This window comes from Streptomyces sp. NPDC048142 (genome assembly GCF_043202835.1).
In the GTDB taxonomy this organism is placed as follows: domain Bacteria; phylum Actinomycetota; class Actinomycetes; order Streptomycetales; family Streptomycetaceae; genus Streptomyces.
This window is the reverse complement of the sequence record NZ_JBIDBC010000045.1, coordinates 36,254-48,496: the sequence shown is the minus strand read 5'-3', so window position 1 is coordinate 48,496 and position 12,243 is coordinate 36,254. Positions and strand designations below refer to the sequence as shown.

The following is a 12,243-nucleotide window of genomic DNA, read 5'->3' as shown; positions in this document are numbered from 1 at the left end:
GGGCGAGTAGACCTTCATCACCATAAGAGATCCCTCCTCCCCGGCCCCTGCCGGGGCCGGGCTCAGAGGTGTCCACCACTCGGGGACAGGTCCCCCGATGAGCGATGTCATCGTGAGGGCAGCAGCAAACGCCAGCGAACGCACAGCACGCACAGAAAACCCCCACAAGTGTGATGAAGATATGAGGGGTTTATAGGGGCTGCGCAGGGACCCGCAAGACACCTCCGGGATTCGTGATGATCTTGTGACTCCTGGGCCGCTTCTTTCGGATCATCTGATCGTTGGTTGATGCGTATCGTTGGCTGACGTGCAGCGGGCACGGGATCGAGCGTTACTGCAGGATCGGCACGCCGAAGCGGCGTGGACAATGCGGGATCACCGGCAGATGACGGGCGATGGTGCTCAAGTACCGGACCGGGACTCCGTGGGTGGACCTGCCCAAGCACTTCGGTCGTGGAAGGGTGACCACGACCGGCTGCGGAAGTGAGCCGTCCATGGGACTTGAGAGATGGTCCACACCGCCCTGCGAAGGGCTCGGAGTCCCACAGCGCATCGAGGCCACACCCGCTGTGTGTACTTGGTCGGGTAGCCGGGTCACGGCGACGTGACCCGGCTACCCGACTTAACGGCGGTTCCTACCCCCTGAAAGTCTCCAGCAGCCGCAGCCACACCTCGCTGATGGTCGGGTACGCCGGGACCGCGTGCCACAAGCGGTCGATGGGGACCTCCCCCGCGACCGCGATCGTCGCCGAGTGCAGGAGTTCGCCGATACCCGGGCCGACGAAGGTGACGCCGAGGAGGATCTCGCGGTCCAGGTCCACGATCATCCGGGCGCGGCCCCGGTAGCCGTCGGCGTAGAGGCCGGAGCCGGCGACCGAGGCGAGGTCGTGGTCGACGGCGCGTACGCGGTGGCCTGCGCGTTCGGCCTCGGCGAGGGTGAGGCCGACGGATGCGGCCTCGGGGTCGGTGAAGACGACCTGGGGGACGGCCGCGTGGTCGGCGGTGGCCGCGTGGGCGCCCCAGGGGTCGGTCTCCAGGAGGGGGACCTTCCGGGCGCGGGCGGCGATCGCGGCGCCTGCGATGCGGGCCTGGTATTTGCCCTGGTGGGTGAGCAGGGCTCGGTGGTTGACGTCCCCGACCGCGTACAGCCAGTCCGTGCCCTCGACGCGGCAGCTGTCGTCCACGGTGAGCCAGGAGCCGGGTTCCCGGCCGATCGTCTCCAGGCCCAGGTCGTCCGTGCGCGGGGCCCGGCCGGTGGCGAAGAGGATCTCGTCGGCCTCGACGCGGTCGCCGTCGTCCAGGTCGACGGTGACCGGGCCGTCCGGTGCGGGGCGGTGGACCGCGGTGACGGAGACGCCGGTACGGATCCGGGCGCCGGCCTCCGTGAGGGCGTCGGCGACCAGTTCGCCCGCGAAGGGCTCCATTTTCGGGAGCAGGCCGCTGCCCCGGACCAGCAGGGTCACCTCGGAGCCGAGCGCCTGCCAGACGGTCGCCATCTCCACGCCCACGACGCCCCCGCCGACGATCACGAGCCGGCCGGGCGCCTCCTTGGCGCTGGTCGCCTCCCGGCTGGTCCAGGGGCGGGCCTCCGCGACGCCGGGGAGGGCGGGGACGACGGCCCGGCTTCCGGTGCAGACGGCGACGGCGTGCCGGGCGGTGAGCCGGTGCTCCGTGCCGTCGGGGGCGGTGACGGTGACCGCACGGGGGCCGGCGAGCCGGCCCGTACCCCGGTAGACGTCGGCTCCGACGCCCTCCAGCCAGGCGACCTGGCCGTCGTCCTTCCAGTGGCTCGCCTCCTCGTCCCGGTGGGCGAGGACGGCCTGGACGTCGAGAGGGCCCTGTACGGCGGCGCTCAGGCCCGGCACCCGGCGGGCGTCGGCGCGGGCGACGACGGGGCGCAGCAGCGCCTTGCTCGGCATGCAGGCCCAGTAGGAGCACTCGCCGCCGACCAGTTCGGACTCCACCACCGCTGCGGAGAGCCCGGCGGCGCGGGCCCGGTCTGCCACGTTCTCCCCCACCGGACCTGCACCGATGACCACGACGTCGTACGGGGAGCCCTCGGAGATCTTCACTGCGTCAGTCATGGAAACAGTGTCGTCGTGGGTGTGCGCCCCGGCCACACGGGCAGGCGGAATAGCGCAAGTGCAGTCACCGTTGTGCGGGCAGAACCCGACAGGACCCCACGGGCACAGGAAGAGGTATCTCAAGCATGAGCACCGTCGAGCTCACCAAGGAAAACTTCGATCAGGTCGTCAGTGACAACGCGTTCGTCCTGATCGACTTCTGGGCTTCCTGGTGCGGCCCCTGCCAACAGTTCGCGCCGGTCTACGACTCGGCCTCCGAGCGCCACCCCGACCTGGTCTTCGCCAAGGTCGACACCGAGGCGCAGCAGGAGCTGGCGGCGGCCTTCGAGATCCGGTCCATCCCGACGCTGATGATCGTCCGCGACAACGTGGCGGTCTTCTCGCAGCCCGGCGCGCTGCCCGAGGCGGCTCTGGAGGACGTCATCGGACAGGCCCGGAAGCTGGACATGGACGAGGTCCGCAAGTCCGTCGAGGAGCAGAAGCGGGCGGCCGAGGCCGGACAGGGGCAGCCGGAGTCCCCGTAGCCGCCCGATCGGCGTACGGCATGGGGCGAGGGGCCCCGACCGGCACCGTGGAGCTGACGGTGTGCGTGGTCGGGGTCCCTCGGTCGTGTCCCGGCGCGGCGAGCCCTAAGACGGCCGATGACCCCTTTCGCTTCCTCTTTCGACGGCTGCGGACCCCTTTCGCTTCTTCGTTCTCAGGGCGCCGGGCGCTCGCCCTCGGCCCCCGCCACGCGGACCGACATGCCGTAGTCCAGTTCCTCGCCGTCGATGAGCACGGCCTCCACCGTCCGGGTCTCCGGGTCGATGTCCGCCTCCATGCCCTCGCCCGCGTACCGGGGGTAGCCCGAGGCCCCCGTCTCGCCGGTGGCGGCGACGACCGCGGACCGGATCGGGCGGCCGGGGGCTCCGGTCCGCGTCCTGCTGTGGTCGGGGATCAGGAGGAGCTCGTAATTCTGCGGATGGCTCATACCTCCGACGCTAGACATCCGCCGTGCGCAGCGCATGTCGTCGCGCCGGAGGCGGTCAGCTGGATTCCCGGTGTACGGCGCTGGTGCGGAGCAGGTCGTAATGGACCGGCGGCCCGCCCGGGTGCTGGACCATGCGGTCGATCGTCTCGGCCGGCGGCTGCGGCAGGGCGAGTTCCATGCGGACGGTGCTCAGCCGGGGGCGCAGCAGCCTTCCGATGAGGGAGTCGTCCGCGCCGATCACCGCCGTGTCGGCGGGCACGTCGACCCCCGCGTCCTGGAGGGCCCGCATCAGCAGCATGGCGTACTCGTCGTTGTACGCGAACACCGCGTCCAGTCCCAGTTCCGGCCAGCGGGCGGCCAGCTGGTGCGCGGACTCCTCCTCGTACCGCAGCGGGAGCGGGCATACCCGGGCCCCCGCCGGTTCGGCGGCGCGTCGCGCCCCGGTGAGGCGGGGTTCGGAGAAGGGCGCCCGGCACGCTTCCTGGGGCATGACCACGCCGATGTGGCGACGGCCGCGGGCGAGCAGGTGTTCCACCGCCCTTGCGCCGACCTGGCGTTGGTCCATGACCAGTCCGTGCGCTCCGGCCACCGGGTCGGGGCCCAGCGTGATCACCGCCTTGGCGCCGGAACGGGTCAGTATGTCCGTCCCGTGCGGGGTCAGGGCGATGCCCGGCGGTACGACGACGGCGACGGGCCGCAGTTCGGCCCAGGCCGTGGCCGCCTCGTCGGCGGTGAGACCGACGCTGCCGTACTGGACGACGGTGTAGTCCAGGCGGCGCAGACCCGACTGGAGTTCCTCGAAGAAGTGCTGGTGCAGCGGTCCCGCCGGTATGTGTCCCGAGGGCAGCAGGACCATGCGGCTGTGTCCGGCGCGCAGGCTGCGGGCAGCCGCGTGCGGGACGTAACCGAGCTGGAGGGCGGCCTCCCTGACCCGGCGTCGGGTGGGTTCACTGATCCGGACGGTGGCGTTGTTGTTCAGTACGTACGACACGGTGGCCCGGGACACTCCGGCGAGGCGCGCGACATCGGCGCTGGTCGGAACGGAGACTTCGGCTGGCTGTTTGGGTAACTGGCTCATGGCGTCGGGCAGTCTTCCAGACCCGTGGGAGCGGGTTTCGGCCCGGGGCCCGCAGCTCCGGTCACGGTGGCCTGAACGCCACCCTGCGGCCCCGGTCCGACGCCCCCCTCCCAGGATCGGGCGGGGGAGGTTCTACGGTGTTGCGATGACGTTCCACGACAGCGCGTACCGCTCCGACAACCCCTTTGACGTGCCCGGCAGCAGCGGGCCCACCGCCACCGTGCAGGCCGACCCCGACGATGTGGGTGCCGTGCGCACCTCCTACGCCCCCGATCGCGACGGCGATCCCGACCCCGGCGAGATCGTCTGGACCTGGGTGCCCTTCGAGGAGAACGACGGGCGGGGGAAGGACCGGCCGGTGCTCGTCGTGGCCCGTGAGGAGGCGGGCACGCTGCTCGCCGTCCAGCTCTCCAGCAAGCAGCACGACCGGGACCACGAGTGGGTGGCGCTGGGCGCGGGCCCGTGGGACAGCTCGGGGCGGCCGTCCTGGGTCGATCTGGACCGGGTACTGCGGGTCCACGAGGACGGGATGCGCCGGGAGGCGTGCGCCCTGGACCGGGAGCGTTTCGACCGGGTCACCGGGCGGCTGCGCGAGCGGTACGGGTGGAGCTGAGCGGCGCCAGGGCGGGAGGCGGCGCGCCGGGCCTCGTGGCCCCGGCGCGAGCTGCACGGGTGGAGCCGCTCGGCGGCGCCGCCGAGCGGGCCCGGCAGATCCCGGGTCAGGCGAAGGTCCGGGCGAAGGCGGCCCGGACAGTGGAGTCGGGGTCCCGGTCCAGGATCCCGAAGACGATCTGCTCGAAGTGGCCGCCGAACCGGCCGCCCGCGCCGAGCAGTGTCCGAAACGCCGCCGCCACCTGCGCCGGGTCGTTCCGGAAGACTCCGCAGCCCCAGGCCCCGAGGACGAGCCTGCGGTAGCCGCGTCCGGCGGCGACCTCCAGTACCCGTTCGGCGCGGGAGGCCAGGGCGGCCGGGATGCGGTGGGCCTCCTCGGGGGTCTGCCGCTGGATCACTCCGGCGTTGGGCGCGGGCGAAGTGAGGAATCCGACGGTGTACGGGGCGTCCAGGAAGCGGCCCCGGTCGTCGCGGAAGACCGGCACCGCGGGCGAGTGGATCACCCGGTCGGTGTAGAAGGCGCTGCGCTCGGCACGGTGGTGGGCATAGTACTCGGGGGCGCGCAGAAGCGTCGCGTGGAGGGCCGAGCCACGGCACAGGGCCTCCTCCTGGGCCTGCGCCCCGTTGAGGTAGCCGCCGCCGGGGTTACGGGCCGAGGCGTAGTTCAGGACGGCGACCCGGCCGGGGGCCTCGCCGGTCATCCGGCGGGCCGCGGCGAGGCTGCTCTCACCGGTGACCTCGATGTCCGGGACGCGGTCGGTGCCGAGCGCGTCGACGGGCACCGGGGCCGGTCCGTAGAGCCTGGTACCCGACAGGGCGGCGGTCACATCGCGTTCGATGGACACGTCCTGACCTGCTGCGTTGCGGTATCGCCCGGCTTCGACGACCGCTTCCGTCTCGCGCGCGATACCGCGCAGCCGCGCGCTCACCGGCGCTCCCCCTTGTGGTGCATACGAGGCATGCTGACGGGGGAACCGGCCGGGGCGCAACCGGATTCTCCTGGCCCACGGGCACCCTTGTGCGATCTCGGGGTACGGGTTTGGCTGGTAGGCAAGCAGCTGCGAAGGAGGCCCTCATGGGCTCGGACATTCCCGGCGCAACCGGCTCACGCCCGGACGCCGCCCCGCTCGACGAGAGCGGGGCAGAGGATTTACTGCGTGGCATCTGTTTCAAGACGGGCCCTCCCCGAACCGTCGGGGTGGAACTCGAATGGCTCATCCACGACCGGGAACATCCTCATCTCCCGGTCGGCCAGGAGCGGCTGGACAGCGCCGTCGACGCGGTCCGTGCGCTGCCGCTCAGCGCGGCGCTGACCTCCGAGCCGGGCGGGCAGCTGGAGCTCAGCTCGCAGCCGGCCGGCTCCCTCATGGAGTGCGTCGACACCACCGCGGCCGATCTGGCGGCGGTCCGTGCCTCGCTCGGTGCGGCGGGGCTCGCGCCGGTCGGGCTCGGCGTCGACCCGTGGCAGTCGCCGCACCGCAGGCTGCGGGAACCGCGTTACGAGGCGATGGAGGCCGCGCTGGACCGTGCGGGGCCGGCCGGGCGGGCGATGATGTGCAGCTCCGCTTCGGTCCAGGTCTGCCTGGACGCGGGCGAGGCGGAGCCGGGGCCGCTCGGCTACGGGCGGCGCTGGCAGCTCGCGCACCTGCTGGGCGCGGTGTTGGTGGCGGCGTTCGCGAATTCGCCGTTCCAGCAGGGCCGCCGGACCGGCTGGCGCTCCACCCGCCAGTCGCTGTGGGCCGACCTCGACCCGGGCCGGACCCTTGCCCCGGGCACCGGGCGCGCCCCGCGCGAGGCCTGGGCCGCGCATGTGCTGGACACGTCCGTGCTGTGCATCCGGCGCGAGGCCGGCCCGTGGGACGCGCCGCTGGGGCTCACCTTCCGCGAGTGGATCCGCACCGGGTCGCCCCGCCCTCCGGTGCGGGCGGATCTCGACTACCACCTCACCACGTTGTTCCCACCGGTCCGGCCGCGTGGTCATCTCGAACTGCGCATGATCGACGCGCAGAGCGGGCCCGACGGGTGGCTGGTGCCGCTCGCCGTCGCCACGGCCCTGTTCGACGATCCGGAGGCCGCCGAGACCGCGTACCGCACCGTGAAACCGCTGGCCGAGACGGCGGGTGCGGCGGCGGCCCCGCGCAATCCGCTCTGGACGACGGCGGCCCGCGAGGGCCTCGCCGACCCGGAGTTGCGGGCCGCGGCCACCGCCTGCTTCGGGGCGGCGCTCCCGGCGCTGGAGCGGATGGGCGCGAGCGGGGCGGTGCGCGACACCGTGGCCGCCTTCACCGACCGCTATGTCGCCCGGGGCCGATGTCCGGCCGACGATCTGCCGGAGCCGGGCGACCTGACCGATCTGGGCCTGCTGACCGAGCTGGGCCTGTCGGCCGGTCCGAGCCTGCCGGCCGACCCCGGTGTGCAGGCCGGACCGGCCGAGCGGGCCGTGCGGGGACGTGAGGGCCTTGTCGCCGGCCCGCCGCCGATCCCGCCGGTCCCTCCGGTCCCGCCGCGTCCCGGAAAGGCGGCCTCAGCATGACCGAGCACCGTGAAGACACCCAGCACCCAGAACACCGCGAGCACTCCGACGCCTTCGATCCGGCCCGCTCCACCGCTTCGGACGGCTTCCCCGTCGCGCCCGGCATCGACCCGGAGACCCTGCGCCGACGTGCCCTCGACGCGCTGCTCGTCGCGCGCGAGCGCACCGCTCTGCTCACCGACAGTGTGGACGACGGCGAACTGACCGCCCAGCACTCTCCGTTGATGTCGCCCCTGGTCTGGGACCTGGCGCACATCGGCAACCAGGAGGAGCAATGGCTGTTGCGCGCGGTCGGCGGCCGGGAGGCACTGCGCCCGGAGATCGACGGGCTGTACAACGCCTTCGAGCACGCGCGCGCCGCACGCCCCTCGCTGCCGCTGCTGGCCCCCGCCGAGGCCAGGACGTACGCCTGTGATGTGCGGGGGCGGGCACTGGAGCTGCTGGAGGGCACACCGCTGCACGAGGGCGGACGCCCGCTGGAGCGGGCCGGGTTCGCCTTCGGGATGATCGCCCAGCACGAACAGCAGCACGACGAGACAATGCTGATCACCCATCAGCTGCGCGCGGGTCCGGCAGCGCTCACCGCGCCCGCCCCGCCCGCACCCGCCGAAGCCGAGGCGCTGCCGGACGAAATCCTGGTCCCCGGGGGCCCGTTCACGATGGGGACCTCCGCCGAGCCGTGGGCCCTGGACAACGAGCGGCCCGCGCACCGGCGTGACGTGCCGGCGTTCCACCTGGACACCTCGCCGGTCACCTGTGGCGCCTACCTCCGCTTCGTCGAGGACGGCGGGTACGGGCAGATGCGCTGGTGGGCCCCCGAGGGCTGGGCCATGGTCCGTGAACACGACCTGGCCGCACCGCTGTTCTGTCGGCGGGAGGCGGGCCAGTGGCTGCGCCGCCGGTTCGGGGTGACCGAGCCGGTGCCGGACGACGAGCCGGTCCTGCACGTCAGCTGGTACGAGGCGGACGCGTACGCCCGCTGGGCGGGGCGGCGGCTGCCCACGGAGAGCGAGTGGGAGAAGGCCGCCCGGCACGATCCGGTCTCCGGCCGCTCCCGGCGCTACCCGTGGGGCGACGAGGACCCGACGCCGGAGCGGGCCAATCTGGGCCAGCGCCATCTGCGTCCGGCGCGGTCCGGGGCGTACCCGGGGGGCCGGTCGCCCGCCGGGGCGGGGCAGTTGATCGGCGATGTGTGGGAGTGGACCTCCAGCGACTTCCTGCCCTATCCGGGGTTCGTGGCGTTTCCCTACCGCGAGTACTCCGAGGTGTTCTTCGGGCCGGGGCACAAGGTGCTGCGCGGCGGTTCGTTCGCCGTGGACCAGGTCGCCTGCCGGGGCACGTTCCGTAACTGGGACCTTCCGGTGCGGCGGCAGATCTTCTCCGGCTTCCGTACCGCGAGGGATGCCTGATGTGCCGTCATATCGCCTATGTGGGCGAGCCGGTGGCGCTCGGCGAGCTGCTGCTGCGCCCCTCGCACGCGTTGGTTCGGCAGTCGTGGGAGCCGCGCCGCCAGCGCTACGGCACGGTCAACGCGGACGGTTTCGGCGTCGGCTGGTACGCGGAGGGCGACCCGGTGCCCGGACGCTACCGCCGTCAGGGCCCCATATGGGGTGATGAGTCCTTCACCGATCTGGCCCGGGTGGTCCGCAGCACCGCGCTGCTCGCCGCCGTACGGGATGCCACCGAGACGGGTGCGGACAAAGAGGCCGCGGCCGCGCCGTACGCCGCCGGGCGGCTGCTGTTCAGCCACAACGGGGCGGTGCGGGGCTGGCCGGGTTCGCTCGCCGGTGCGGCCGCCGCCCTGCCCGCCGAGAAGCTCCTGTCGCTGGCCGCCCGGAACGACTCGGCGCTGCTCTGGGCGCTGATCCGCCACCGGACCGACGCCGGGGACGATGTGCCGCGCGCCGTCGCGGAGACCGTCCGCGAGGTCGCGGCCGCCGCGCCCGGCTCCCGGCTGAATCTGCTCCTCACCGACGGGGAAACGATCACCGCGACCGCCTGGGGCGACACCCTCTGGTACCTCACCACACCGGGCCGCCGCACCGCGGTCGCCTCGGAGCCGTACGACGACGACCCGCTCTGGCGCGAGGTCCCCGACCGCACCCTGCTGGTCGCGACCGCCTCGGACGTCCTGCTCACCCCGATCGAGGAGCCCACCGCGTGAGTCCTTTCCTGCTGACCCGCACCCTGCCGGTGGACGCGACGGACGCGGCGCTGCGCGCCGACGTCCTCAGCGGCCTGACCCGGCATCCCAAGACGCTGCCGCCGAAGTGGTTCTACGACGCCCGCGGCAGCGAGCTGTTCGAGGAGATCACCCGGCTGCCGGAGTACTACCCGACCCGCGCGGAGCGGGAGATCCTTCAGGATCGTGCCGAGGAGATCGCCGCGGCGTCGGGGGCCCGGACCGTGATCGAGCTGGGCTCGGGTTCGTCCGAGAAGACCCGCCATCTTCTGGACGTCCTCCCCGAGTTGCACAGTTACGTCCCGGTGGACGTGAGCGAGAGCGCGCTGACGGGGGCGGCCGAGTCGCTGCTCGCCGAGCGTCCGGAGCTGTCCGTCCACGCGCTGATCGCGGACTTCACCGGCGGCCTGGCCCTGCCGGGGACGCCGGGGCCCCGGCTGGTGGTGTTCCTGGGCGGCACGATCGGCAATCTGCTGCCGGAGGAGCGGGCCGCGTTCCTGCGGTCGGTGCGCTCGCTGCTCTCGCCCGGGGACGCGCTGCTCCTCGGCACGGACCTGGTGAAGGAGGAGAAGACGCTGGTGGCCGCGTACGACGACGCGGCCGGAGTGACGGCGGCCTTCAACAAGAACGTCCTGAACGTCGTCAACCGCGAGTTGGGGGCCGACTTCCCGCTCGGCGACTTCGAGCACCGCGCGGTGTGGAATCCGGCGGACCGGTGGATCGAGATGCGGCTGCGGGCCCGCCGGGCGCTGAGCGTCAAGATCCGGGAGCTGGACCTCGTGGTGCCGTTCGAGGCCGGTGAGGAGCTGCGTACGGAGGTGTCGGCGAAGTTCCGTCAGGAGGACGTCCGCGAGGAGCTGGCCGCCGCCGATATGCGGCTGGCTCAGTGGTGGACGGACTCCGCAGGACGGTTCGCCCTGTCGCTGGCCACGGCGGTCTGACGGGGCCGGAGGGGCTCCGCGGAACCGAGGACGGCCGCTCGTGCCCTGCGGGCCAGGGCACGGCGGCCGTCCTCGCCGTTCGCCGGGATCGGCGCGAGAACGTCGACCCGGGCGGTGAGCCCGGCCGCCCGGACCACGCGCCAGAGCGAGGCGGCGAGCGGATCGTCCCCGACGAACGCCACGGCTCCCGCGGCCGGTCCCGATGCGTGCGCGGCGGTGCGGTAGGCGATGCGGACCGGCCGGACCGTCGCGCCGGCGTCGATCGCCGCCTGGAACACGGCGGGCCGGAACGCGCCGCCGCCACGCCCGCACCAGGTGCTGCCCTCGGGGAAGACCACGACCCGGGAGCCGGAGCGCAGGGCCGTAGCGACGGTCCGTACGGCGGTGGGCAGGGCGCGCAGCCGGTCGCGGTCGATGAACAGGGTGCCGCCGAGCGCGGCGAGGGGGCCGAGCAGGGGCCAGCGCCGGATCTCGCTCTTGGCGAGCATCCGGCCGGGCAGCACGGAGGCGATCAGCGGGACGTCGAGCCAGGAGATGTGGTTGGCGACGACGAGCCCGCCGCCGACGGCGGGTTCCGGGGCATGCCGCCGGACCGTTACGCGTACGCCGAAGGCCCGGGGAACGGCGCGCGCCCAGCGCCGTACCAGCTGTTCCCGGCGGGCGGCACCGAGCAGCCGGACCAGCGGGACGCAGGCCACCCCCAGCAGGACCAGTGCGCAGCCGGCCAGCAGCAGGAGGGCGGCGGGCAGCGGGGCGCGTACGGCTGCGGTGTGCCGGGCGCAGCCGTCCGGGGTGCACGGGGCGACGGGCAGCCAGGTGCTCATCGCAGCGGGGCCAGGGAGAGGAAGTGGCGCAGGTAGCGCGGGTCGGTGCGGCGCAGCGAGAGCAGGACGTACAGGTCGGCGACGTTGAAGTCGGGGTCGTACGCGGGGGCTCCGCAGATCTGGGCGCCGAGCCGGAGGTAGCCGCGCAGCAGGGGCGGCAGGTCCGCCCGGGAGCCGGTCTCCGATCCGTGCGCGGAGGAGTCCCAGAGGCGGTGCGGGGTGACCCAGTACTTCTCCGGCGCGAGGTGTCCCGCGCGTACGGTGTTCCAGCTCCGGGCGGCCGACGCGCCGCCGTCGGCCAGCGGCAGGGAGCAGCAGCCGGCGATCCAGGTGTGGCCGGTGCGCTCCATGTAACGGGCGAGTCCGGCCCAGACGAGGGCGATGACCGCGCCGTCGCGGTGTGCGGGGTGGACGCAGGAGCGGCCGACCTCGACGAGGTCGTCGCGGATCGGGGCGAGCCGGGTGAGGTCGAACTCGCTCTCCGCGTAGAGGCGTCCGGCGATCCGGGCGCGGTCCGGCGGCAGCAGCCGGTAGGTGGCGACGACGTCCCCGGTGGCGGTCTCACGGACCAGCAGGTGGTCGCAGTACGCGTCGAAGGCGTCGCTGTCCAGGCCGGGTTCGGGCCCCTCCAGCCGGGCTCCGAGCTCACCGGCGAACACCAGGTGGCGCAGGCGCTGGGCCGCGCGTATGTCTTCCTGGCAGGTGGCGAGGGAGACCCGGTAGGCGGGTTCCGGGGCGGTGACCGGGCCGCGGGCCGTCGAGCGGACAGGGGCGTGCGTGGGGGCGGGGGCCTGCGCCGGGACGGGGGCGGAGGGGGCGACGGGAGCCGTGGCGGGGAGCGGGGCGGTGGGCAGTACGGTCATGGCGGTCTCCGAGGACGGAAGCGGCAAGGGGCGTCGCCGGGTCGTCGCGGGAGTGCGACGGCCCGGCCCCTTACTTCTTCCGTCACGGGCTGGATTCGACATGACCGCTGTGGGGAGCGGGGATGTGCGACGGCTGAATCCCCAGGGACGCCGTAT

Annotated in this window: 12 protein-coding genes; 6 read left to right on the top strand and 6 right to left on the bottom strand. The window is 73.3% G+C overall.

Features of this window, described 5'->3' with window-relative positions; genetic code table 11:
• Positions 1-635: 635 nt before the first annotated feature.
• Positions 636-2,084, bottom strand: a complete 1,449-nt coding sequence (locus ACGF2Y_RS33970) for a dihydrolipoyl dehydrogenase family protein (protein WP_392955380.1) — start codon at positions 2,082-2,084, stop codon at positions 636-638.
• Positions 2,085-2,209: 125 nt separating this feature from the next.
• On the opposite strand from ACGF2Y_RS33970, the gene trxA reads away from it, so the two are divergent.
• A complete protein-coding gene (trxA, locus tag ACGF2Y_RS33965) occupies positions 2,210-2,608 on the top strand; it encodes a thioredoxin (RefSeq protein WP_392955378.1) in 399 nt (132 codons plus the stop codon).
• 173 nt (positions 2,609-2,781) lie between these two features.
• Here the strand turns inward: trxA and ACGF2Y_RS33960 are convergent, their stop codons facing one another.
• Together ACGF2Y_RS33960 and ACGF2Y_RS33955 are read right to left on the bottom strand one after the other, a co-directional pair.
• Positions 2,782-3,054 (bottom strand): hypothetical protein, encoded by a 273-nt coding sequence (locus tag ACGF2Y_RS33960; RefSeq protein WP_392955376.1) that lies wholly within the window; start codon positions 3,052-3,054, stop codon positions 2,782-2,784.
• Positions 3,055-3,109: 55 nt separating this feature from the next.
• Complete coding sequence (locus ACGF2Y_RS33955) at positions 3,110-4,132, bottom strand: LacI family DNA-binding transcriptional regulator (protein ID WP_392955375.1); 1,023 nt, start codon at positions 4,130-4,132, stop codon at positions 3,110-3,112.
• A 145-nt stretch (positions 4,133-4,277) separates the two neighbouring features.
• On the opposite strand from ACGF2Y_RS33955, the gene ACGF2Y_RS33950 reads away from it, so the two are divergent.
• Positions 4,278-4,745, top strand: a complete 468-nt coding sequence (locus ACGF2Y_RS33950; RefSeq protein WP_392955373.1) for a type II toxin-antitoxin system PemK/MazF family toxin — start codon at positions 4,278-4,280, stop codon at positions 4,743-4,745.
• 106 nt (positions 4,746-4,851) lie between these two features.
• On the opposite strand, the gene ACGF2Y_RS33945 is transcribed toward ACGF2Y_RS33950, so the two are convergent.
• Positions 4,852-5,673 (bottom strand): TIGR02452 family protein, encoded by an 822-nt coding sequence (locus tag ACGF2Y_RS33945; RefSeq protein ID WP_392955371.1) that lies wholly within the window; start codon positions 5,671-5,673, stop codon positions 4,852-4,854.
• A gap of 146 nt (positions 5,674-5,819) precedes the next feature.
• On the opposite strand from ACGF2Y_RS33945, the gene egtA reads away from it, so the two are divergent.
• The 4 genes from egtA to egtD are packed head-to-tail and all read left to right on the top strand — an operon-like array spanning position 5,820 to position 10,400.
• Positions 5,820-7,277: an ergothioneine biosynthesis glutamate--cysteine ligase EgtA gene (gene egtA, locus ACGF2Y_RS33940; protein ID WP_392955369.1), complete on the top strand. Its 1,458-nt coding sequence runs from the start codon at positions 5,820-5,822 to the stop codon at positions 7,275-7,277.
• A complete protein-coding gene (gene egtB, locus ACGF2Y_RS33935) occupies positions 7,274-8,686 on the top strand; it encodes an ergothioneine biosynthesis protein EgtB (protein WP_392955367.1) in 1,413 nt (470 codons plus the stop codon). Before egtA ends, egtB begins: the two co-directional genes overlap by 4 nt.
• On the top strand, positions 8,686-9,441 hold the full coding sequence (gene egtC / locus ACGF2Y_RS33930; protein WP_392955365.1) for an ergothioneine biosynthesis protein EgtC: 756 nt from the start codon (positions 8,686-8,688) through the stop codon (positions 9,439-9,441). Before egtB ends, egtC begins: the two co-directional genes overlap by 1 nt.
• Entirely contained in the window at positions 9,438-10,400 is a 963-nt protein-coding gene (gene egtD, locus ACGF2Y_RS33925; protein WP_392955363.1) for an L-histidine N(alpha)-methyltransferase, read from the top strand. Before egtC ends, egtD begins: the two co-directional genes overlap by 4 nt.
• Here the strand turns inward: egtD and ACGF2Y_RS33920 are convergent.
• Positions 10,343-11,224, bottom strand: a complete 882-nt coding sequence (locus ACGF2Y_RS33920) for a lysophospholipid acyltransferase family protein (RefSeq protein WP_392955361.1) — start codon at positions 11,222-11,224, stop codon at positions 10,343-10,345. The two genes, egtD and ACGF2Y_RS33920, sit on opposite strands and share 58 nt — an antisense overlap.
• Positions 11,221-12,087, bottom strand: a complete 867-nt coding sequence (locus ACGF2Y_RS33915) for a GNAT family N-acetyltransferase (RefSeq protein WP_392955359.1) — start codon at positions 12,085-12,087, stop codon at positions 11,221-11,223. Before ACGF2Y_RS33915 ends, ACGF2Y_RS33920 begins: the two co-directional genes overlap by 4 nt.
• Positions 12,088-12,243 lie beyond the last annotated feature (156 nt).

Bases quoted from the DNA above. Each gene is read 5' to 3' on its own strand.
- ACGF2Y_RS33960 (WP_392955376.1), bottom strand. From the start codon at position 3,054: ATGAGCCATCCGCAGAATTACGAGCTCCTCCTGATCCCCGACCACAGC.
- ACGF2Y_RS33970 (WP_392955380.1), bottom strand. From the start codon at position 2,084: ATGACTGACGCAGTGAAGATCTCCGAGGGCTCCCCGTACGACGTCGTG.
- ACGF2Y_RS33920 (WP_392955361.1), bottom strand. From the start codon at position 11,224: ATGAGCACCTGGCTGCCCGTCGCCCCGTGCACCCCGGACGGCTGCGCC.
- ACGF2Y_RS33955 (WP_392955375.1), bottom strand. From the start codon at position 4,132: ATGAGCCAGTTACCCAAACAGCCAGCCGAAGTCTCCGTTCCGACCAGC.
- trxA (WP_392955378.1), top strand. From the start codon at position 2,210: ATGAGCACCGTCGAGCTCACCAAGGAAAACTTCGATCAGGTCGTCAGT.
- egtC (WP_392955365.1), top strand. From the start codon at position 8,686: ATGTGCCGTCATATCGCCTATGTGGGCGAGCCGGTGGCGCTCGGCGAG.
- egtA (WP_392955369.1), top strand. From the start codon at position 5,820: ATGGGCTCGGACATTCCCGGCGCAACCGGCTCACGCCCGGACGCCGCC.
- ACGF2Y_RS33915 (WP_392955359.1), bottom strand. From the start codon at position 12,087: ATGACCGTACTGCCCACCGCCCCGCTCCCCGCCACGGCTCCCGTCGCC.
- egtB (WP_392955367.1), top strand. From the start codon at position 7,274: ATGACCGAGCACCGTGAAGACACCCAGCACCCAGAACACCGCGAGCAC.
- ACGF2Y_RS33950 (WP_392955373.1), top strand. From the start codon at position 4,278: ATGACGTTCCACGACAGCGCGTACCGCTCCGACAACCCCTTTGACGTG.